The organism is Pseudomonas sp. JL3, assembly GCF_031570575.1.
Taxonomy (GTDB): Bacteria; Pseudomonadota; Gammaproteobacteria; order Pseudomonadales; family Pseudomonadaceae; genus Aquipseudomonas; species Aquipseudomonas cucumis.
Genome location: NZ_JAKWJK010000020.1, coordinates 53,378 through 78,395 on the forward strand (window position 1 = coordinate 53,378; position 25,018 = coordinate 78,395).

General features: G+C 63.1%; 3 protein-coding genes. All 3 read right to left on the reverse strand.

What is annotated here, in order from left to right; genetic code table 11:
- Window positions 1–14: 14 nt before the first annotated feature.
- The 3 genes from MMG91_RS25180 to MMG91_RS25190 are packed head-to-tail and all read right to left on the reverse strand — an operon-like array spanning window position 15 to window position 24,919.
- Entirely contained in the window at window positions 15–13,673 is a 13,659-nt protein-coding gene (locus MMG91_RS25180) for a non-ribosomal peptide synthase/polyketide synthase (protein WP_310661041.1), read from the reverse strand.
- A 12-nt stretch (window positions 13,674–13,685) separates the two neighbouring features.
- Entirely contained in the window at window positions 13,686–21,515 is a 7,830-nt protein-coding gene (locus MMG91_RS25185) for a non-ribosomal peptide synthetase (RefSeq protein WP_310661042.1), read from the reverse strand.
- Window positions 21,512–24,919 carry an amino acid adenylation domain-containing protein gene (locus MMG91_RS25190; protein ID WP_310661043.1) on the reverse strand — a complete coding sequence of 1,136 codons (3,408 nt, stop codon included), beginning with the start codon at window positions 24,917–24,919 and terminating at the stop codon, window positions 21,512–21,514. Before MMG91_RS25190 ends, MMG91_RS25185 begins: the two co-directional genes overlap by 4 nt.
- Between the last annotated feature and the right edge of the window lie 99 nt (window positions 24,920–25,018).

Consider the following 25,018-nt stretch of genomic DNA (forward strand, 5'->3'; position numbering starts at 1 on the left):
TAAAACCCTGGCAATCAGCCCACCCGCGCCATGCAATGCTCGATCAACGCTTCAAGCTCGCGCTGATAATCCTGCATGAACGACTCCAGGGTGCTGGCCCGATAACGCTGGGTGCTGTAGATGCAGCGCAGCGCCAACTGACCGTCATACACCTGGCCGACAACCTCCAGCCAGTTGCCCAGATTGGCCTGCAGGCTGTAGTTGTCGCCGGTTTCTTCCAGCGCCGGCACCAGTAGGGCCTGCTCGTCGAAGCTCTGATCGAACTGGCCCAGATAGTTGAACGTCACCCGCGCCTGCGGCAGGTCGGCCAATTGGCGGGCCAGTTGCGGGCCGGCCAGGTGACGCAATACGCCGTAGCCGATGCCCTTCTGCGGGATGGCCGCCAACTGCGCCTGCACGTTGACGATCGACGCGCCGATGTCCGCGCTGTCGGGGGTGAGCCGGACCGGGAACATGCTGGTGAACCAGCCCAGACTGCGACTCAGGTCGATGTTCTCGAACAGGTCCTCGCGGCCGTGGCCTTCCAGCAAAATCAGCGCCGACGGCTGTTCGCTCCAGCGACACAACGCCCGGCTCAGGGCCGACAGCAGCAAATCGTTGATCTGCGTGCGGTAGACCGCTGGCGCCTGCTTGAGCAACTGTTCGGTGTGCTCGCGAGACAACTTGAGCCGCGCCTGGGCCTGGTGACGCACCTGATTCTTGCCGCGACGGTTGTCGCACGGCAGGTCGATACCCGGCTGATCCAGTTGCTCCAGCCAGTAGCTCAATTCCTGCTCGGCAATCACCGGCGCCTGCGCCTGCAACGCTTCGGCAAACGCGCGATAGCTGCTGGTGCGGATCGGCAGTTGCGGTTCGATGCCCATCACGCAGGCCTCGTAGGCCACCTTCAAGTCATCGAGCAAAATCCGCCACGACACGGTGTCGACCACCAGATGGTGGATGACCATCAACAGTCGCGCCTGGCCGTCCGGCAAGGCGATGTGCACCACACGCCAGGCCGGTCCATCGTCGAGTTTGAGGCTGCGCTGAGTCAGGTTGGCCAAGGCTTCGACCTGCTCGCTGTTTTCGGCCTCGCGGCGCCAAAGCACAGGTTCGCTGCGTTCGGTCGGTGCGGCATAGCGCTGCAACCAGCGCCCGCCTTCCTGACAGAAGCGCAGGCGCAAGGTGTCGTGATGGTTTTCGATCCAGCCCAGCGCTTGTTCCAGGGCATCCAGATCCAGCGTCTGACGCGCACTCAGCAAAAACGACTGGTTGTAGTGATGAGACTCGGCCATGCCCTCGGCAAAGAACCACTCCTGAATCGGCAGCAGATTGAACAACCCTTCACGGGCCACATGGGTGAGGTCCACCGACGGTTGCGCGGTGCTCGCTTTCACCACGTCCTGGTCGACGATGCCGGCGATGGTCTGGTAGCGCATCAGATCCCGCAGCTTGAGTTCCATCTGCAGGGTCGGGTGGTTCCTGACCCGGGAAATCACTTGCAGGCTCAGGATCGAGTCGCCGCCCAGTTCGAAGAAGTTGTCGCTGATACCGACCTGCTCCACCTGCAACACCTGTGACCAGATGTCCGCCAGCAGTTGTTCCTGCTGATTACGCGGGGCGACGTATTCCTCGCTTTTGAATTCCGGCTCGGGCAGTGCCTTGCGGTCGAGCTTGCCGTTGGGGGTGATCGGGAAGGCGCTGAGGCAGACGATCTGCGCCGGCACCATGTATTCCGGCAAGGTGCTGCGCAGCCCGGCCTTGAGCTCATCACCCAGCTGCTGACCGGCATCAGTGACGACGTAACCGATCAGTTGCTTGCCGGAAGCATTGTCCCGGGCGATCACCAAAGCGTCGCTGACCTGCGCCAGTTGCCGCAAGCTGGCCTCGACTTCACCCAGCTCGATACGGAACCCGCGCACTTTGACTTGATGGTCGATGCGGCCGACGTAATCGACCACGCCATCCTGGCGCAAGCGCACCAGATCGCCGGTGCGGTACAGCCGCTCGCCGCCGGCAAACGGGTTGGGCACGAAGCGTTCGCAGGTCAGGTCTGGCCGACCGTGATAACCCCGGGCAACCCCGTAGCCACCGATGTACAACTCGCCGGCAAAACCTGGCGGCAGCGGATTCAGCTCCTCATCCAGCACATACAGCGAACGTGCCCCCACCGCCCGGCCGATCGGCGCATAAGCCGCTTCACACTGCTGGCTCACCGGCACTTTCCACAGCATCGGCGTGACCACGGTTTCCGTCGGGCCATAGCCGTTGGTGAAGTACTCGGGACGCAGCGCCGCCTTGACCTGTTCGAAAGTCTGGTCCGGCACCGCATCGCCGCCGAAGCAATAGATGCGCACTGGTGGCGGTGCAATTCCGCTGGCTGCGGCGTACTCGGCCAGTTGCTTGAGGTAAGCCGGCGGGAAGCAAGCGATGGTCACGCCATACTCGTGCAGCGCCTGATAAGTCTGCTCCGGCGTCCACAGGCAACCGTCGCGCACCACCAGCCGGCCACCGCTGTACAGCGTACTCAACCAACGCTCATGGGCCCCGTCGAAAGCGAACGACATGAAGTGCAGCTCGCAACTGCGGGTGTCCATTTCATACAGTTTGGCGATGGCCTGACAGTGCATGCTCAGGGGTCCCTGGGTGACTGCCACACCTTTTGGCCGTCCGGTGGAACCCGAGGTGTAAACCAGATAGGCCAACCCTTGCTCCAGCACGCGGCACACCGGCGCCTCATCGCCATATCGGGACTCGTCGAGGTGATCCAGCTCAAGGCGCAACAGGCCCTCGGGCGCCGGTAACGTCGCCCGCAGGCTGCTCTGGGTCAGCAGCAACGCCATGCCCGAATCTTCGATCATGTACGCCAGACGCTCCGGCGGATAATCGATGTCCAGCGGCACATACGCCGCGCCGCTTTTGAGCACGGCGAGGAAACTGACGACCATTTCCAGCGAACGCGGCAGTGCCACGCCGATCACCACTTCCGGCCCCGCGCCATGCTCGATCAGGCAATGGGCCAGACGATTGGCCCGTCGTTCCAGCTCGCCGTAACTCAGGCTCAACCCGGCGCATTGCACCGCAATGGCTTCTGGCTGAGTCAGGGCGTGGCGGCCGATCAGCTCCGGCAACAGTTGCGGTTGATGCTCCGCCGGCGGTTCTGCGCTCCAGGTTTGCATTGCCTGCCATTGCTCGAGCGACAGGCGCTGCAGGTTACCCAGACGTTCGTAAGGCGCGCGCATCATCGCCTCAAGGGTGTTTTCCAGGGTCAGGCGAATCCCCTCCACCGCCTCGGCACTGAAGTGGCTACGCAGGTACAGGTATTCAATCGACAGTTCGTCGCCGAGCATCACCGCCAGGTCCATCGGCACGTTCGTCACGTCATGGCCGATGGATTTGCCGAAGCTCAGGCCGGTATCGTTGTCCTCTTGCAGGCGGTCGTCGATCGGGTAGTTCTCGAACACGATGATGCTGTCGAACAGCGCCTGCCCGCCCAGGCCGGACCAGCGTTGCACGTCCGCCAACGGCGCCTGGGAATGGTCGCGGATATCCAGGTTGTAAGCCTGGATCCGGTTCAGCCAGTCTGCCAGAGGCTGATCCGGTTCCAGCGTCTGAATGATCGGCAAGGTGTTGATGAACAGACCCAACATGTTGCCGACATTGGGCAAACTCTCGGGACGCCCGGACACCGTGGCGCCAAAGGTCACGGTGTTTTTTCCGGTGTAGCGCTGCAACAGCAGCAACCATGCGCCCTGGATCAACGTGTTCGGCGTAATCCGCAGATCGCGGCAGAACTGCAGCAGACGCCCGGTCTGTTGCGCGTCCCAACGGGAGTAAATGGCGTTGTGGCCGGGTTCATCGGACACATGCCGTGGATGGATGGCCTGGCTCAACGCCGTCGCCTCGTTGACCGGGGCCAGCCGGGCTTTCCAGAACAGCTCTCGGGCGTCCTGGTCCTGGGCTTGCAACCAGGCGATGAAGTCGCGGTAGCGACCGTTTTCAGCGCTGATTTCACCCTTGGCGTAGTGCTGGATCACCTCACCAAACAGCCGCGAGCTGCTCCAGCCGTCCATCAGGATATGGTGACTGGTCCAGACCATTTGATACTGATCTTCAGTGCTGCGAATCAACAACACTCGCTGCAGTGGCGCATGGGTCAGCTCGAAGCCTCGCGCGCGGTCCTCGGCGGCCCGCGCGGCGATGTCTGCCTCGCTGGCGTCGCGATCGCGCCAGTCGAGCACCTGCAAATCGAGCGTCGCCTGACGCTGGACAATTTGCAGCGGTTTGGCCAAGCCATCGTGCCAATGGAAACTGGTGCGCAGGATGGCCTGACGCTCGATGACCGCCTCCCAGGCCTTGCGGAAACGCTCAACATCCAGACCGCCCACCGGCAAACTGATCTGATTGACGTACAGGCTCGAACCATTGTCCGACAAGGTGTGGAACAGCATGCCCTCTTGCATCGGCGACAGCGGATAAATGTCTTCGATCCGCGACGGGGCTACCGGCAAGGCGTCCAGACGGGCCTGATCCAGATGCGCCAACGGGAAGTCCGACGGCGTGACGCCGTGGCTGTCCGGCAGGCAGCAATGCTCGATCAGCAGTTCCAGTTCCCGGGCGTACTCCTCGGCCAGGCGTTCGATGGTCGAGGCGTTGAACATGTGCGTGCTGAACGACCAACCGACACTCAACTCGCCGCCGTACACCTGGCCATTGAGCGTCAGCCAGTTACCCAGCAGCGCATCGGGACTGTGCTCTGCGCCCTTGACCTCATCGGCCGGCACAAACAATGCACCGCTCTGGCTATCGAAACTACCATCGAACTGGCCCAGGTAGTTGAAGGTGATACGCGGCGTCGGCAAGGTCCGCAGCGACGCCTGACAAGCCTCGTCCCCCAGATAACGCAGCACGCCGTAACCAAGGCCACGATCCGGAATCGCGCGCAGTTGCTCCTTGATTTGCTTGATCGAGCCGGCCAGTTCCTGGGTCGGGGTCAATTTGACCGGGAACAGGCTGGTGAACCAGCCTACGGTGCGGGTCAGATCGAGGCCGTCGAACACATCTTCACGACCATGGCCTTCGAGCTGAATCAGCACCGACGACTGTTCGCTCCAACGGGCGATTACCCGTGCCAGCGCCGTCAGCAACAGGTCGTTGACCTGTGTGCGGTAAGCCGCCGGGGTCTGTTGCAGCAGCCGTCGGGTCAAGGTCGGGTTCAGGCGACTGTAAAGCGTCAGGGCATGTCGGCTCTGCAGGCTGCCCTGGGGGTTATCTTGCGGCAGCGGTGCGCCGTCCGAGCGCTGCGCCTGCCAGTACGGCAGTTGTCCAAGCAGCGATTCACTGTGGGCGTGACGTTGCAATTGCTCCGCCCAATGCTTGGAGGACGTGGTTTTGGCCAGTAATGCCAACGGTTCGCCGGCCAGTAACTGGCGGTAGCTGCCTTGCAAATCCTCCAGCAGGATCCGCCACGACACACCATCGACCACCAGGTGATGAACGATCAACAACAAGCGCTGTTCGCCCTCAGGCAAATCGAACAACACCGCGCGCAACAACGGGCCTTGTTGCAGATCCAGGCTGCGTTGGGCTTGTTCGGCGACGCGTTCCAGGTGAGCGGCATCACTGACCGATTCCAGCCATAACGGCGACAGGCGCTGTTGCTCCACGGTCCGATAGCTCGCCGACCAGCTGCCTGGGGTTTGTGTAAAGCCCAGGCGCAAGCCGTCGTGATGATCGATCAGCGCGTGCAAGGCCTGCTCAAGCGGCGCGGCCACCAGCGGGTTCAACGGTTTGAGCAGCACCGACTGATTCCAGTGATGACGCTGCGGCAAGGGTTGTTCGAAGAACCATTGCTGAATCGGCAGCAAGGGTGTCTCACCTGTCACCGGGCCTTGATCGGTTGGCGCCAGGGCTTTGCCGAGCTGCGCGACAGTGGCCAGCCCCTGGACGGTCTGCTGCTGGAACAGATCCTTGGGGGTGAAGCTGATTCCCTGCTGGCGCGCTCGGCTCACCACCTGAATGGAGATGATCGAGTCGCCGCCCAGGGTGAAGAAATTGTCGGTCAGGCCGACCCGTTCGAGTTTCAGAATGTCCTGCCAGATCCCGGCAATCTGCTGCTCCAGCGCAGTGCGCGGTGCCACGTAATCGCGTTGCAGCTGGTTGGCGTCCGGGGTCGGCAAGGCCTTGCGGTCGAGTTTGCCGTTGGGGGTCAGCGGCAACTGTTCGATGAACAGCCATTGCGCCGGCACCATGTAATCCGGCAGCTGCGCCTTGAGTCCGGCCTTGAGTGCTTCGCTCAGATCGTCCTGCTGTTGCGGGCTCAGGTCGGCCTGGACCGGCACCACATAAGCCACCAGTTGCTGACCGCTATGGCCTTCCACCGCCAGCACCACGCCTTCGCGCACGCTGTCGTGGGCCAGCAGGCGCGCTTCGATTTCACCCAGTTCGATACGGAACCCGCGCACCTTGACCTGATGGTCGATACGGCCGATGTATTCGATCACACCGTCGTCACGCAAACGAGTCAGGTCACCGGTGCGGTACATCCGCTCGCCATTGCTGGCCAGCGGGTTGGGCACAAAGCGCTCGGCGGTCAGGCCCGGGCGGAACAGATAACCACGGGTAATGCCGTCGCCGGCCAGGTACAACTCGGCGGCAACCCCAATAGGCGCGGCTTGCAATTGAGCATCGAACAAGTGCGCGGTGGTATTCACCAACGGTCGGCCGATGTTCGCTTGGCCGCCGGCTTCGCGGCGGGTGCAGGTCGAATAAGTGGTGTCTTCCGATGGCCCGTACAAATCGTAGACGTGCTCGACCGAGGTCTCGCGGTACAGCGTGTCCACCAGGCTTTGCTTGAGCGGTTCACCCGCAAGATTGATGATGCGCACACCTGAAGGGATCTGCCCGGCACGCTGCAAGGCCGCGATGGCCGACGGCACGGTGTTGATCAGGCGCACCTGATCGCGTTCCGGCAGGTCCGGCAATTCCAGGGCGTTGCCAGCCATGATGATCGAGCCGCCGCGGGCCAGGGTGACGAAAATCTCCCACACCGACAGGTCGAAGCACACCGAGGTCGAGGCCAGCACGCCTTGCAGGTCCGCCTCGCTGTACACCTCGTGCGACCAGTGGATCAACGCCTGCACGTTGCGATGAGCAATCGCCACGCCTTTGGGTTTACCGGTGGAACCGGAGGTATAAATCACATACGCCAGGTTGGCGGAGTCGATCCGGCCCTCAAGGTTGTGCGACGCCAGGTCGGCGAAGGCCTGACCGCCCGCCTCGACCCACACCACTTGGGCTTGGGTCTCGGGCAACTGCGACAGCAAGTGCGGCTGGGTCAGCAACACCCGCGCCTGACTGTCGTCGAGCATGTAGGCCACGCGATCCGCCGGGTAGTCCGGGTCCAGCGGTACATAGGTGCCACCGGCCTTGAGCACTGCCATCAAGGCAATCACCAGCTCGGCGGAACGGGGCATCGCTACGCCCACGCGGATTTCCGCGCCGACACCCAGGGTTTGCAGATGACGGGCCAGTTGATTGGCGCGACGATTGAGTTCGGCATAGGTCAACCCAGCACCGGCATGGTGCAAGGCAATCGCCTGTGGCCGCGCTTCGACCTGGGCTTCAAAGCCCTGATGGATCAAGGCCTGGGCCGGGTATGGCGCGTGATGGTCGTTCCATTCGGCCAGAGTGCGCAGCTCGGTGGCCGGCAACAAGCCGATCTCCCCCAGCACCCGTTGCGGTGCATCAAGGAACTGGCGCAGCACTTCTTCCAGATGAGCCGCCAGGCCGATAATGCTGCGCTCGGCGAAGTGCTCGGTGAGGTAGTTGAAGTCCAGGCTCAACACTTCGCCGGCACCGGCGATCAGCGTCAGGCCGTAGTTAGTTTGCTCACGGTGTTCGAGACCGCTGAAACGCAAGCCACCCGGATTGGCCTCCAGGGTGTCGGACACCGGGTAGTTTTCGAACACCAGCAAGGTGTCGAACAACGCTTCGCCGTTGAGCGCGGCCAGGCGTTGAATGTCTTGCAACGGCGTCTGTTCGTAATCGCGCAGCAGCAGATTCTTGTCCTGCACGCTGCGCACCCAGTCGCTGACACTGCAGGTCGCTTGCGGGCTGGCGATCACCGGCAGGGTGTTGATGAACAGGCCCAACTGTTGCTCGATACCCGGCAGGTCCACCGGGCGACCGGACACCGTCGCGCCGAACGCGACACTGCTCTGCCCGGTGTAGCGCTGCAACACTAGCAGCCACGCGGCTTGCACCAGGCTGTTGAGTGTCACTTGCTGCTGGCGCGAGAAACCGTTGAGGCGCTGGGTGAAGGCGGCGTCAAAGGTCAGCTTATGCACGCCTTTGCCGGGGCCGGGCACGGTTTTCCCGTGGCAGGCCGAGGCCAACCGCGTCGGTTCGTCCAGTTCGGCCAACTGCCCGTGCCAGAAGGCTTGCGCCGCGTCCTTGTCCTGGCGTTGCAGCCAGGCCAGGAAGTCGCGATAACGGCCCTGGGCACTCGGCACCGGATGCCCGGCGTAATCCTGCAGCACTTCGCCAAACATCCGCGAGTTGCTCCAGCCGTCCATGAGAATGTGGTGGCAGGTGAAGATCAGGCGATGACGGTCATCGGCGGTGCGCAGCAGGCACAGGCGCAGCAGCGGCGGATTCTGCAAGTCGAAACCGCGTTCGCGATCGGCCAAGGCACGGGCCTCAAGCACAGCTTGCAAGTCCGGTTCGGCGCGCACATCCACTTCCGGCATTTCCAGGGTCAACTGGCGATAGATCACTTGCAGCGGTGTATCGAGGCCGTCACGGCCCCAGATGAAACCGGCGCGCAGCACTTCATGACGGTCCACCACCCGCTGCCAGGCTTGCTGGAAGCGCGGTACATCCAGACCGTCGATATCCAGCAGCATCTGATAGACGTAAGCGCTGGCGTCGGCGTCGTACAGGCTGTGGAACAGAATGCCCTGCTGCATCGGCGCCAACGGGTAAATGTCCTCGATCCGCTGCGCGGCGATTGGCAAGTTGTCCAGATGCGTTTGGGACAACCCGGCCAATGGCACATCGGAAGGGGTCAGGCCGCCGCTCGGATGGCTCAGGCAATGGTCGATCAACTCGCCCAACGCGACTTCATAAGCGCGGGCCAGTTTGTTGATGGTTGCCTCTTCGAACACATCACTGCTGTAGGTCCAGGTCAGGCTCAATTGCCCCTGGTAGACGCGGCCGTCGATGGTCAGCCAGTTGCTCATCGGCGCCTGTTCATCCTGCCCGGCGCCCTTGTCTTCGGTGGCCGGCACCCACAGGGCGCCCTCGTCGAAGTTGTTATCGAACTGCCCCAGGTAGTTGAACGTCACCTTGGGTTGGGACAAGCCGCTCAGGGCTGCTTGCGCAGCCTCGCTGCCCAGATACCGCAGCAAGCCAAAGCCGATGCCTTTGTTGGGGATCGAGCGCAGTTGTTCCTTGATGCCCTTGATCGACGCTTCGAGGCTGGCCTGCGGAGTCAGGCGCACCGGGAACATGCTGGTGAACCAGCCCACGGTACGGCTCAGGTCGAGGTCGTCGAACAGGTCTTCGCGGCCATGCCCCTCGAGCTGCACCAGGGCACTGTCGGAGGCGGTCCACTCACACAAAACCCTGGCCAGTGCGGTCAACAGCAAATCGTTGACCTGAGTGCGATAGACAGCCGGTGCCTGTTGCAACAGCTGCCGGGTGCACTCGGCATCCAGACGCGTGTCGACGCTGCGCTCGAAACGGTTCTGCAGTTGTCCATCAGGGTTGTCCAGCGGCAAGTCCGCCGGCGCTTCGGCCAGCTGCCCGCGCCAGTAATCCAGCTCGGCTTCCAGCCCGGCGCTGCGCGCATAACCTTGCAGGCGTTCACCCCAATCCTTGAACGCCGTGGTCTTGGCCGGCAGGCGCAACGGTGTGCCGGTGCTCAGTTGCTGATAAGCGGTTTGCAGGTCTTCCAGCAGAATCCGCCACGACACACCATCGACCACCAAATGGTGGATCACCAACAGCAGGCGCTGGCTGGCATCGGGCAGGTCCACCAGTGCAGCACGGAGCAACGGGCCGTCACTCAGGTTCAGGCTCCGTTGCAACTCCAGGCACAGCGCCGGCAAGGCCTCGCTGCTTTGCAAAGAAACCGTGCGCAACAGTGCGTTCGGCTGATCGATGGCGGCATGTTCCTGCGCCCACTCACCTGAGGTCTGGCGATAGCGCAGACGCAAAGCATCGTGATGCCGTTGCAGATGTTCCAGAGCCTGCTCCAGTGCAGGCGCTTGCAGTGGCTCGGCCGGGGTCAGCAGGATCGACTGGTTCCAGTGCTGACGCTCGGGAATGTCGGTGGCGAAAAAGTACTGTTGAATCGGGGTCAGCACGGCAGTGCCGAACACATCACCTTGCATCGCCTGCACCGCATCGCTCTGCTGTGCGACGGTGGCCAGGCGTTGCACGGTCTGGTGCTGGAAGATGTCCTTGGGCGAGAAGCGGATGCCCGCCTGGCGCGCCCGGCTGACCACCTGAATCGAGATGATCGAATCGCCGCCCAGTTCGAAGAAGTTGTCGTTGAGCCCGACCCGTTCGACTTTCAGCACGTCCTGCCAGATCTCGGCCAGGCGCTGTTCGAGTTCGCTGCGCGGTGCCGCGTAAGCCTCTTGCACCAGGCTCACATCGGGGTTGGGCAGTTGCTTGCGATCGAGCTTGCCGTTGGCCGTCAGCGGCAGGCGTTCGAGGAATACCCAGCTGACCGGCACCATGTAGTCCGGCAGGGTTTCACGCAATTGCGCCTTGATCGAATCGCGCAAGCCGGCATGGGCGTCCGCGTCCAGTGGCTCGCTCGGCACGATCCACGCGGCCAGTTGCTGCCCACTGAGCCCTTCGACCGCCAGCACCACGGCTTCACGCACCGCGTCATGGTTGAGCAATTGGGTTTCGATTTCCCCCAGCTCGATACGGAAACCGCGAACTTTCACCTGATGGTCGATACGACCGATGTACTCGATCACCCCGTCGCCGCGCAGCCGCGCCAGGTCGCCGGTGCGGTACAGGCGTTCGCCGGCCAGAGGGTTGAACGGATCCGGGACGAACCGGGTGGCGCTCATGCCCGGCTGGTTCAAATACCCCCGCGCAAGCCCGGCCCCGGCGATGTACAACTCGCCGATGCACCCTTGGGGCACCAGATTCAGCGCGTCATCGAGCAAGTACCACGACAGGTCGACAATCGGCTTGCCGATCGGGCTGCTGTGGGTCTGTTGCAAGTCCGCCATGGACAGCGGGCGGTAGGTCACATGCACGGTGGTTTCGGTGATGCCGTACATGTTGATCAGGGTCGGCGCGCGGTCGCCGAATCGTTCGAACCACGGGCGCAGGCTCTGTACTTCCAGCGCTTCGCCGCCAAACACCACGTAACGCAGCGCAGAGTTGCGCGTCGAGGCGCTGGCCACTTGCATCAGTGGTTTGAACGCCGACGGCGTCTGGTTCAGCACCGTGACCTGTTCGTCGCAGAGCAAGGTGTAGAAGTCTTCCGGCGAACGGGTGACGTCGTGGGGCACCACCACCAGTTTGCCGCCGTGGAGCAGTGCGCCAAAAATTTCCCAGACCGAGAAATCGAACGCGTAGGAATGGAACAGCGTCCAGCTGTCTTCGGGGCCGAAACCGAACCAGTGATCGGTGGCGCTGAACAGACGAATGACATTGCCATGGGGCAGCAATGCGCCTTTGGGCTTGCCGGTGGACCCGGAGGTGTAAATCACATACGCGAGATTGTCCGCGGTAGTCAGGCAAGGCGGGTTGGTCGTGCTGCTTTCCTGTAGCGGTTGATTCAGGTCCAGACAGGCCAATCCCGGTGGAATCGGCAGCTGCGCCAACAGGTGGCCCTGGGTCAGCAACAGCTCGATCCCGCTGTCTTCGATCATGTAGCGCAAACGGTCGTCGGGATAGCTCGGGTCCAGCGGCACATAAGCGCCACCGGCCTTCAACACAGCAAGAATGGCAACGATCATGTCCAGCGAACGCTCCACCGCCACGCCCACCCGAACATCCGGGCCAACGCCACTGGCGATCAGCTGATGCGCCCATTGGTTGGCCCGGCGATTGAGTTCGGCGTACGTCAGCCGTTGCCCGGCGAACACCACCGCTGGCGCATCCGGACGACGCTCGGCCTGAGCCTCGATCAACTGATGAATGCACTGGCTGACCCGGTGCACCACCGGGCTCGGGTTCCAGTGTGCGAGGAGTTGCTGTTGCTGCGCGTCATCGAGCACCGGCAGTTGGGCAATGCGCTGGCTCGGGTCTTGAACGATCGCCCGCAGCAGGTTGCGCCAATGCTGCGCCAGGCGCTCGATGGTCGCAGCTTCGAACAGGTCGGTAGCGTATTTGAGCACCGCTTCAATGCCATGGGCCTGCTCGGTGGTGTTCAGCACCAGGTCGAACTGCGCGGTTGCGCTTTGCCATTCCAGCGGCTCGATACTCAAGCCGTTCAAGCGGGTCTCGACACTGATCCGGCTTTCGGCCTGGTGATTGAACATCACCTGGAACAACGGGCTGTGGCTCAGGCTGCGTCCCGGCTCCAGGGCTTCCACCAGTTGTTCGAACGGCAGGTCCTGGTGCGCTTGGGCTTCCTGGGCGGTTTGCCGAACCTGACGCAGCAGATCGACGAAGCTGGCTTGCCCGTCGACGTCCGCCTTGAGCACCTGAGTGTTGACGAAGAAACCGATCAGACGCTCGATCTCCACGCGCCCGCGGTTGGCCACCGGCACACCGACACGGATGTCGGCCTGGCCGCTGTAACGGTGCAACAAAGCCTGGAACGAGGCCAGCAACAGCACAAACAGCGTGACGTTTTCCCGTCGGGCGAAGGCCTTGAGGCTGTCGCTCAGGGCCGGGTCCAGAATCAGGTTATGGCTGGCCCCGGCAAAGCTCTGCTCCACCGGACGCGCACGGTCGGTGGGCAGCTCCAGCACCGGTTGCTCGCCGCCGAGCTTGTGTTGCCAGTAGGCCAGTTGACGCTCCTGTTCGCCGGCCTCCATCCATTGCCGCTGCCACAGGGCGTAGTCGGCGTATTGAATCGGCAGGGCCGGCAGCCCGGCGTCATGCCCGAGGTTGAAGCCGGCATACAACTGCACCAACTCCTCGATCATCACCTGCAACGACCAACCGTCCGACACGATGTGGTGCAGGGTCAGCACCAGCACGTGATCCTGCGGGGTGACTTGCAGCAGCGCCGCGCGCAACAGCGGGCCGGTCTGCAAATCGAAAGCTTGCTGGCTCTGGGTCTGGACGAAGGCCTGGATCGACGCCTGCGGATTTGCCGCCAGCTCAGGGCTCAGCTCGTGAGTATCCAGGGCAAACGATCCGGCGGGCAGGATCGTTTGCAAGGGTTGCCCAGCGTCTTGAGTGAACACCGTGCGCAAGGTTTCGTGACGTTCGATCAGCGCCTGGACGCTGCGCTGCAACGCGGCCACATCCAGCGGGCCCTGCAAGCGCAGGGCCGTGGGAATGTTGTAGGCCGCGCTGTGCGGCGCCCATTGCCAGAGAAACCACTGGCGCTGTTGAGCGTAGGACAGCAACAACGGTTCTTCAGCCGTGCGCTTGAAAACCGGGGCAATGTCAAAAAGGTTGACGCCTTTCTGCTTGAGCAGAACCGCCAGAGCCTTTCTTTGCTTAGCCGAAAGTTGTCCTACCGACTCGATTAACTCTTGCACGCGTTGTTCCCCTCAAGAAATCAGTTTTTCCAGATCATCGAGGGATAGACGTTTGAGGGCCTCCAGGGATTTAGCCAATTCGTCCTGAACCGGCGATAAATCGACGCGCAACGCTTCGATGCGGGTGCAGAACGCTTGCAGGGTGTCGGCTTCGAACAGCGCCTTGAGCGGCACCTTGTCCCCCAGGCGCTCCTTGATCCGGGTCACCACCAGCGTCGCCAGCAGCGAATGCCCACCCAACTGGAAGAAATTATCCGTGAGGCCGACGCGCTCGACTTCCAGCACCTCTTGCCAGATGGTCGCCACTTCCCATTGCAGCTCGGTGCTTGGCGCTTCGTAACGCTGTTGCAGCGGATTGCCGCCCAGCGCCATCAGGGCCTTGCGGTCGAGTTTGCCGTTGGGGGTCAGCGGCAACGCGTCGATCAGGTGCAGATGGCCCGGCACCATGTGTGCCGGCAAGCGACTGGCCAGAGCCGCGCGCAGGGTTTCCACCAACGATAAATTGCCCGGTTGGCTCGCTACGACGTAGGCGTGCAGATGCTTGCCCGCCGCGCCCTCCTGCGCGAGCACCACGGCTTCGCGCACATCGGGTTGCTCCAGCAACCGAGCTTCGATCTCGCTCAGTTCGATGCGGAAGCCGCGAATCTTCACTTGATGGTCGGCACGACCGATGTACTCAATCGTGTCGTCTGGCCCCTGGCGCACCAGATCGCCGGTGCGATACAGCCGCTCACCGTTGGTGGCGAACGGGTCCGGCACGAAGCGTTCAGCGGTCAGGCCGGGACGCAGCAGATAGCCTCGGGTCACGCCGGCACCGGCCAGGTACAACTCGGCCGCCAGCCCTGCCGGCAGCACCTGCAACTGGCTGTCGAGCAGGTAGGCCACGGTGTTGTCCAGTGGCCGCCCGATGTTCGCCCGGCCGTTGGCAACGCGCAGGGTGAAGGTCGAATAGGTGGTGTCTTCCGACGGCCCGTACAGGTCATAAACCTGCTGGACCGAGGTGCTGGCATACAGCGTGTCGACCAGCGTCTGCTTGAGCGGCTCGCCGGCCAGATTGATGGTCGTGACCGACGCCGGAATCTGCCCGGCCCGTTGCAGCGCGGCAATCGCCGACGGCACCGTGTTGATCAGCGTCACTTGCTCACGGGCCGGCAACTCGGACAGCGCCAGGGCGTTGTCCGCCAGCACCATGCAACCACCGCTGGCCAGGGTGACGAAAATCTCCCACACCGACAGGTCGAAGCAGATCGAGGTCGAGGCCAGCACGCCACGCATCTGCTCATCGCGGTAAACACCTTGCGACCACTGGATCAGCGCCGCGAGGTTAGCGTGGGTGATCGCCACGCCTTTGGGCTTGCCGGTGGAGCCGGAGGTGTAAATGACGTAGGCCAGATTCTGCGCCACGATCCGGCTGACGGGCGCCGTGGACGGATACCCGGCGAGCCATTCGGCGCCCTCTTCGACCAACAGCACTTGAGACGGCAACGCCTCGGGCAACATCGCCTGCAACGCGGCTTCGGTCAGCAGCACCGCTGCGCAACTGTCCTCGAGCATGTGCAGCAAGCGCTCTTGCGGATACTCCGGGTCCAGCGGCACGTAGGCACCGCCGGCCTTGAGGATCGCCAGCAGCCCGACCAGCATGTCTGGCGTTCGGCGCATGCACACGCCAACCCGCACTTCCGGCCCGACACCCAGCGCTTGCAGCTTATGCGCCAGTCGATTAGCCCGGGCGTCGAGGGTGCGGTAATCGAGGGTCTGCTCGGCGAACAACACCGCCGCAGCCTGTGGTTGGCGTTGTACCTGCGCGTCAATCCGTTCGACCACACTGCGCGAATCAAGCGCCGTGACCGCGGCCTTGCCCCAGTCGACAGCCGCTTGACGCGGTGCGCCGTCCAGCAGTTGCAACGCCCCCAGAGGCCGCGAAGCATCCGTCATGAATTGCATCATCAGGCTTTCGAGCTGGGTGCTCAGGTCGGCGATGATGGCGTGATCGAAACAGGCCTGATCGAAGCTCAAGCCCAGGGTCAACTCACGACCGGTGACCGCCACCAGCGTTAGTGGATAGTGGGTCTGCTCCTGACGCGAGAGGGTGGAAAACTCGAGCCCGGTGGCAGAGCCTTGGGCCAACGCTTCGGCCATCGGGTAGTTCTCGAACACCAGAATACTGTCGAAGAGCGCACCCGCGCCCTGCCCCGCCCAACGCTGGATGTCGTAGAGCGGCGTGTGTTCATGTTCGCGCAGGGCCAGGTTGAGGCTCTGCACCTGCTGAATCCACTGGCCGACCGGGATCTCGGCAGACGGCGAAGCCACCACCGGCAGGGTATTGATGAACAGGCCGATCTGCTGCTCGACGCCGGGCAAGTCCGTCGGGCGACCGGCCACAGTGGCGCCGAAAGCCACGGTGGCCTGGCCGGTATAGCGCTGCAACAGCACCAGCCACGCGGCTTGCATCAGGGTATTGAGGGTGACTTTCTGTTCGCGGGCGAAGCGGTTCAAATCACCGGTTTGTTGTTCGTTGAACACATGTTGGTAATCGGCATAACCGCTGGCCGGCGTCTGACTGACCGGCATGGCGCTGGCCAGGCGGGTCGGCTCCTGAAGGTCAGCCAATGCCGACGTCCAGAACTCGCGACTGGCCTGAACATCGCGCTGGCCCAGCCACTCAATGTAATCGCGATAGCGTCCCGGGGTCGCCGACGGCGTCATGCCGGCATAGCGTTGCAACACCTCGCCGAACAACTGTGAGGTGCTCCAGCCGTCCATCAAGATGTGATGACTGGTGTAGATCAAGTGATGCTGCGCCTCACCGGTTTGCACCAGCAGCACGCGCAACAGCGGGGCCTGGTCCAGTTCGAAACCGGCGGCCAGATCCTCCCGGGCCAACTGATCGAGCGCCGCTTGAAGGTCATCACGACCACGCCAGTCCTGCACAGTCATGGGCATCTGCACCGTCTGCCGGACAATCTGCACCGCCGCATCGGCGTCTTCGGGCCAGACGAATACTGTGCGCAGAATCTCATGGGCCTCCAGCGTCTGCTGCCAGGCCTGACGGAAACGCTCGGCGTCCAGCTGCCGCACATCGACCCGCAACTGATTGGTGTACGCCGGGCCGTCCGGCTCGTTGAGGCTGTGGAACAGGATGCCCTGCTGCATCGGCGACAACGGATAGAGATCGCTGATCTCCCGCGCCGGTACCGGCAGCGCCGACAGTTGCGCTTGCGACAGACGCAGCAGATTGAAGTCCGACGGCGTGACCCCGGCATGCTCACCGGCGGTGCAATGTTCGATCAGTCGTTCCAGTTCATGGCAATAGGCGTCGGCCAGCGCCTGAATGGTTTGCGGGCGGTACATGCCCTGGCCGAACGTCCAGCTCAATTCCAGCTCGCCGCCGTAGACCTGGCCGTCGATACTCAGCCAGTTGCCCAAGGGCGCATCATCGTCCTGATGCTCACCGGTGCTTTCGGCGGTCGGCACGAACAGCGCGCCGTCAGCGGCACTGAACGCACCGTCGAACTGCCCGAGGTAGTTGAACGTGATGCGCGGCGGCGCCAAGTTATGCAGCGGTTCGAAGCCTGCGAGGTAGCGCAGCACGCCATAGCCGATGCCTTTGCCCGGCACCGCTCGCAGTTGTTCCTTGATCGCGCACAGCGAAGTGCCCGGCTCTGCTTGTGGGGTCAGGCGCACCGGGAACAGGCTGCTGAACCAGCCGACGGTGCGACTCAAATCCAGGTCGTCGAACAGGTCTTCGCGACCGTGGCCTTCAAGCTGGATCAGCACCGAATCCTGTTCGCTCCAGTCACACAGCACCCGCGCCAGGGCGGTCAGCAACAAGTCATTGATCTGGGTGCGATAGGCGGCCGGTGCCACTTTGAGCAGTGCGTGGGTCAGTGTTTTATTCAGACGTGAAGTGGCCCGAGCGGCCTGACGGCGAGTCTGGACCGTCTCAAGGAAATCCCTCGGCAAGTCGCTATTACCGCCCTCCAGCGTGCGCTGCCAGTAGTCACGCTCAGCTTTCAAAGCATCGCTCTGCCCGTAACGGTGCAGGTGTTGCGCCCAAGCCTGGAGCGAACTGCTTTTGCTCGGCAACACAATCGCCTTGCCTGCCGTCAACGCGGTATAGGCCTGCTGCAAATCTTCCAGCAGCACCCGCCAGGACACGCCATCCACTACCAAGTGATGGATCACCAACAGCAAACGTTGTGTAGCGTCAGGCAGGTTCACCAGCACCGCGCGCACCAGCCGACCCTGTTGCAGATCGAGACTGCGCTGGGCCTCGGTGGCCAGCGCTGATAAATCGGCAAGGTCGTCCAGTGCCCGCACCCACAACAGGTCTGTGTGGCGCTGCGCCTGGAATGTCGCCTGCCAAGTCTCGCCCGACGCCTGGAAACTCAGGTTCAACGCGTCGTGCTGCTCGATCAGGGCGGCCAATGCGTTGCTTAGATGGGCCGCGTCGAGGGGGGATTGCGGCTGCAACATCACCGACTGGTTCCAGTGGTGACGCTGGGGAATGTCGGTCTGGAAGAAGCGGGCCTGGATCGGCAACAACGGCAGCTCGCCGCTGATTTTTTGCGCGACGCTGGCCGCCGGTTTGCTCTCGATCAGCTTGGTCACTGCCGCCAACTGGCCGATGGTCTGCTTCTCGAACAGTTGCTTGGGGGTCAGCTTGATGCCCTGGCGTTTGGCCCGGGCGATGATCTGCAGGCTGAGAATCGAATCGCCACCCAGCTCGAAGAAGTTATCGGTACTGCCCACCTGTTCAAGTTTCAGGACATCGGCCCAGATGGCGGCGAGTTTCTGTTCGATCTCGCCCACCGGAGCAACAAATTGCTGCGTCACCAGCCCCGGCGCTGGCAAGGCACGCTTGTCCAGTTTGCCGTTGGCGGTCAGCGGCAGACGCTCCAGCACAACGATCTGCGCCGGCACCATATACTCCGGCAGACAGGTCTGTAATTGCTGCCGCAAGGCGTCGACATTCAATGGCAATTCTGGCGCGGCCACGCAGTAAGCCACCAGTTGCAGGCGTGTTTCATCACCGTCCAGCGGCAAGGCCAGCACCGCGGCTTCGCTCACGCCGCTCAGGCCCAGCAATACACGGGCGACTTCCGCTGGCTCCACGCGATAGCCGCGCACCTTGACCTGATCGTCGGCACGACCGATGAACTCCAGCGCGCCCTGACGATTGCGGCGCACCCGGTCACCGCTGCGGTATACCCGAGCCCCGACGGCGCCAAACGGATCCGGCAGGAAGCGTTCGGCGGTCAGCCCCGGCTGCCCCAGATAACCCAGCGCCACACTGTCGCCGCCGATGTACAGTTCGCCCGCCACCTGATCGGCGACCGCGTTGAGCACATCGTCCAGCACGTAGACATGCGCGCCCGACAACGGACGGCCGACCGGCACGCTGCGGGCACCCGAGTCGAGATCCTTGAGCTCATGGGTCAGCACGCCGACCGTGGTTTCACTCGGGCCATAGTGGTTGATGAACCGGCAGCCCGGCTTGAGTCGCCGCACCTGCTCCAGCAATGCCGGCGAGCAGGCCTCACCGCCCACGATCAGTGCGTGTTGCGGCAACACATCGGCGGCCCGAGATGCTTGCATCAGCGCCAACAAATGCCCCGGCACGATCTTCAATACGCCCACTTGGTGCTCAGCCATGTAATCGGCAAACCGGTCCGGGTCGAAGCCCAGCTCTTCGGGCAATACATGCAACAAGCGACCGGAACACAAGGCGCCGAACAGCACGGTAAACCCCAGGTCCGCGGCAATGGTTGAAACCAGCGCCATGCTCGCCGCCGGCTCCAGCGCCAGACGTTCCAGCGCACCGCGCACATAACTGGCCAGGGCGCCGTGGCTTACCAGCACGCCTTTGGGTTGGCCGGTGGAACCGGAGGTGTGAATCACATAGGCCGGTGCATCCGCCGACACAGTCAGCGAAGGCTTCGTCGTCGGCTGGTCCTGCCAGCGTTCAGGCGAGAAGGCCAGCCCTTGGCAACCGGCGACCACCAGTGTGTTTTCCCGCGAGTCGCCTGCGGCACACAGCAGGACTTTCGCCTGCGCGCCTGCGAGCATCTGCTGCAATCGCGCGGCCGGCGCCTTGACGTCCAGCGGCATGTACACCGCCCCGGCCTTGATCACCCCTAACACACAGGTCAGCCATTCCAGTGAGCGCTCCATCAGCACCGCCACTGGCTGCCCGCTCTGCACGCCCTGCGCACGCAGGTAGTGGGCCAGGCGATTGGCGTCCTGATCCAGCGCCTGAAAACTCAATGTCCGCTCAACGCAGCGCGCGGCCAGCACTTCAGGCTGTGCGGCCACCTGGCGATCCCATTGCTGCAACACCGACTCCGCCGGTTCCAATGGCGCCAGCGCCGGCTGCACCGATGTGGCTGCAAGTGTGTGCAACGGCGCCTGCGGGGCACTGAGCAATTCGCGGAACAGGCCGAGCAGCGTCGGGATAAACCCTTCGATGGTCGAGTGTTCATACAGATCACTGGCGTAGGTCATTTGCCCGTGGATCAGCGTGCCGTCATCGGTGATGTCCAGCGCCAGATCGAAGTGCGTGCCTTCTTTGTCCAGTGGATACTCGGTGACGCTCAGGCCCGGCAGGTTCATCGAACGCTGGGTCTGCATGCCGACGTTCTGGTTGAACTTGGCCTGGAACAAAGGGTTATGCCCCAGGGTTCGCTCGGGCACCAGTTCATCCACCAGTTGCTCGAAGGGCAGTTCCTGATGGGCCTGGGCACCGAACGATGCTTCCCGGACCCGGGCCAGCAAATCGTCGAAGCTGCCGCGCTCATCGACCTGGCAACGCAATACCTGAGTGTTGACGAAAAAGCCGATCAGCCCTTCGACCTCGGAGCGCCCGCGGTTGGCGTTAGGCACGCCGACGCGAATATCGCGCTGGCCGCCAAGACGCGACAGGAATAGCGAAAACCCGGCCAGCACCAGCATGAACAAACTGATGCCCTGAGCCCGGGCAAACCCGTTCAACTGCCGGGACAGGTCCGCACCGAAATCAAAGCTCAGGGTCTGGCCTTCAAAGCTCTGGGTCAGCGGCCGGGGGAAATCCGCCGCCACGTCCAACAGCGGATGCTCTTCACCCAGCTGCTGGCGCCAGTAATCGAGTTGCCGCTCGCCCTCGCCAGCCTCCAGCCAGCGGCGCTGCCAGATCGCGTAGTCGGCGTACTGCAACGGCAACGCCGGCAACTGCGGTTCGCGCTCCAGGCTGAAGGCCTGATAGCAGTGCACGAATTCCTTGACCATGACGTCCATCGACCAGCCATCGGAGACGATGTGGTGCATGCTCACGATCAGCACATGTTCATCGTCCGCCAGACAGAACAGGCTGGCCCGCAGCAATGGCCCGTGGAGCAAATCGAACGGTTGCGCAGCCGCTTCCTGAACCCGCCGCGTCAGCTCGGCTTCACGCTCTTGCACGGCGACGTTCGACAGATCGATGCGTTGCAGTGGCACGCTCTGCTGCTCGAGGATGACCTGGCTCGGCTGGTCGTTGTCGGTCTGGAACACCGTGCGCAGCACTTCATGGCGCGCCACCAGATGATCGAAGGAACGCACCAACGCTGCCTCGTTCAACTGCCCGTGCAAGCGCAGGCCGGCGGCCATGTTGTACGCGGCGCTTTGCGGGTCGAGCTGCCAGAGAAACAGCAGGCGCTGCTGGGCAAACGAGAGCGGGATCACCGCGCAGTCGTGACGACTGACCGGCAGCGGCAGCAGGCTGAAGTCCTTGCCCTCCTCGCGCAGTTTGGCGAGAAACAGTCGACGTTGCTCCAGCGGCAAACCGACGAACCTTTTAGCGATACGCTCCGCCATAGTGCCGCTCATACTTCAACTCCCTCCAAAGAACTCATGAACTGATCCATGTCGGACCAGTCGTTATCGCTTGCACCGTCTGCCAGCGCGGCCAACTCCAGGGCCAGATCACCCAGCAGCGGTGTCTCGAACAGGCTGCGCAGCGGCAGCACCACGCCCAATTGGCTTTTGATCCGGGCGATCACTTGCGCGGCCAGCAACGAATGCCCGCCCAACTCGAAGAAATGGTCATCGACACCGACCCGTGGCACTTGCAGCACTTCGATCCAGATCTGCGCCAGAGCCTGTTCGGTGTCGGTTTGCGGTGCGCGGTAGGCACTCTGCAATTGGCTCGGATCGGGGATCGGCAAAACCTTGCGGTCGAGTTTGCCGCTGGGGGTCAGGGGCAAACGCGGCAACAGCAGCAAATGGCCGGGCACCATGTAGTCCGGCAGGTTCTTCTGCAGCGAGGCCCGGATTTGCTGACGCAGAATCGCCTGCTCCGCCGTGCTGCCGAGCACGCGCTGATCGACGACCAGGTACGCCACCAGTTGCGCACCACCGGTCAGAGGCAAGGCCAGCACCACCGCCTCACGAATCCCTGGGCATTGCTGCAACCGCGATTCGATTTCCCCCAACTCAATGCGGAACCCGCGGATCTTCACTTGGTGATCGATACGGCCGATGTACTCCACCGCGCCGTCGTCCCGCAGCCGGGCACGGTCGCCGGTGCGATACAGGCGCTCGCCGACCGCGAACGGATCGGCGATAAACCGCTGGGCGCTGAGCGTCGGCTGCCGGTGATAACCACGGGCCAGGCCCGGCCCGCCGATGTACAACTCGCCCACCGCCCCTTGCGGCAGCAGGTTCAAATCGTCGTCGAGCACGTACAACCGGCGTTGCGCCAGGCCGTGACCGATCGGTATGCCGCGCCACGACACCGCCTCGGCGATCAACGCGCTGCAATCGTGGATGGTCGAAACCACCGTCGCTTCGGTCGGGCCGTAAGTGTTGAGCAAACGAACATGGCCCAGCCCGGCGCGCTGCCACAGGCGCAGCCCATCCACCGCCATCGCCTCGCCGCCCACATGAATCTGGCGCAAGGCGCCGAAGTGGGCAGGCGGATTGGCTGCGTAATCCTGCACCACCGAATACCAATAAGCGGCCGGCAAATCCGCCAGGGTGATGCCCTGTTCGACGATCACCTGATGCAAGGTCGCACTGTCCCACAGGCCCGCATCGCGCAGGACGACGCAGGCGCCATGGCACAGCGGCGGGAAGAATTGCTCGACGAAACCGTCAAAACTGCTGGTGGCGAATTGCAGCACGCGATCGCCTTCGCGCAAATCGCTGTAGTCGATCGCACGCGCGATGAATTCGCTCAGTGCGCCGTGGCTGACGGCCACGCCCTTTGGCTGGCCGGTGGAGCCGGAGGTGTAAATCACGTAGGCGAGGTTCTGCGGATCCACTGTCACTTGCAGGTTTACTTGATTCTCAGCATCACTGTCCGGCAGTTGGTCCAGACACAGGCAGTCGATGCCATCGAGCGCCGGCAGGCTGCTCAGCAGCGGGCTTTCGGTCAGCAACAGTTTCAGTCCGCTGTCATCGAGCACATGGCGCAAGCGTTCAGCCGGGGTGTGCGGGTCTAGCGGCACATAGGCGCCGCCGGCCTTGAGCACGGCCAGCAATGCCACGGCCAGTTCCAGCGAGCGCCCCAACGCCACACCGACCAGCACATCGGGGCCGACGCCCTTGGCGCGCAACTGATGAGCCAGACGATTGCTGCGAACATTCAATTGGGCATAACTGAGTGAGGCCGACTGCTCGCCCGCCAGGATCACGGCGCTGGTGTCGGGAATGCGCGCAGCCTGGGCCTCGAACAGCTGCGGCATGCCGGACAGCGACGCCGGGATGGCGACGGGTTGAATCAAGCGCTCGCGCTCATCCGTGCCGAGCATCGCCACCTCGCCCAACGGTTGTTGCGGGTCACGGCAGACCGACACCAGCACGTTGTGCCAATGCTCGGCCAACGCGGCAATGGTCTGTGCGTCGAACAGGTCGGTAGCGTAGGTAAACGCGGCGAACAATTGCTCGCCCTCCTCCCGGGTGTCGAGCATCAAGTCGCTGGTGGCTGCATGCTGACGCCCGCTGCCGGCCAGTTGCTGCTCACTCAGATAGCCGACCTGCAAACCGCAATCGAGCCGCACATCCTGCAGATCGGTCACCAGCGGCTGGTGATTGAACATCACCTGAAACAGTGGATTGTGACTCTGGCTGCGGGCCGGTTGCAGGGCTTCGATCAACGCGTCGAACGGCAGCTCCTGATGGGCCTGGGCGCCCAGCGCCGCCTGACGCAGGCTCTGCAGCAGGTCGCTGAAGCGGGTCTGCGGGGTGACCTCGCTGCGCAGGATCTGGGTGTTGACGAAGAAGCCGATCAGGCCTTCGGTTTCACTGCGGGTGCGGTTGGCGATCAAGCCGCCGACACGGATGTCGGTCTGGCCGCTGTAGCGATGCAGCAAGGTCTTGAAGGCGGCCAGCAGCACCACGAACAGCGTCACACCCTGACGCTGGGCGAGGGTTTTCAGCGCCTGGCGCAGGGCTCCGTCGATGACCTTTTCCAGACGCGCGCCCTGGTGGCTGGCCTGGGCCGGATAGGCACGGTCGGTGGGCAATTCGAGGATCGGGTGCTCTTCGCCCAACTGCGTACGCCAGTAATCGAGCTGACGCTCGCGCTCCCCGGCTTCCAGCCAGCTGCGTTGCCACAGGGCATAGTCGCGGTAGTGCACGGTCAGTTCCGGCAAGGTCGGTTGCCGCCCTGCCACCAACCCGTCGTAGGTGCGCATGAACTCGTCGATCAGAATGTTCATCGACCAGCCATCGGCAATGATGTGGTGCAGCGTCAGCAGCAGTACGTGCTCCTGTTCGGCCAGGCGCAACAGGCGAATGCTCAGCAGCGGCCCCTGTTGCAAATCGAACGCCTGAGTGGCTTCAGCCATCATGTACTGCTGCGCCTGCGGCCAGCGCCGATCCTCAGGCAAGGCACTCAGGTCGTTGATCGCCAGTGTCAGGTCATGGGGTTCGGTCACCCGCTGGAACGCACGCTCGCCCTCCTGGCCGAAGGTGGTGCGCAGACACTCATGGCGCGCCACCAGCAGGCTGAACGCGCGCTCAAGCGCCTCGGTTTGCAGCGCACCGTTCAGGCACACCGCCATCGGCAGGTTGTAGGCCGCGCTCTGCGGGTCCAGCTGCCAGAGGAACCACATCCGCTGCTGGGCATAGGACAGGCCGTCACGCTCGTCGACCCCGACGCAGGAGGTCATGGGAAGCTGCGCAAAATCGATGCCTTCGCGGGCCATGCCCGCCAGAAACAAGCGGCGCTTGTCCTGCGGCAGTTCGATAAAACGGCGGGCGAGTTTCTGTGCGTCTGCGGCATTCATGCATTGGGTCCTTGCTGATCGGCGGCGTGACCAGGAGGCCCGGTCGTATCAACAAGAACGAATGGCTGACGCGATGATTTAGCGGCACTGACAAACGTG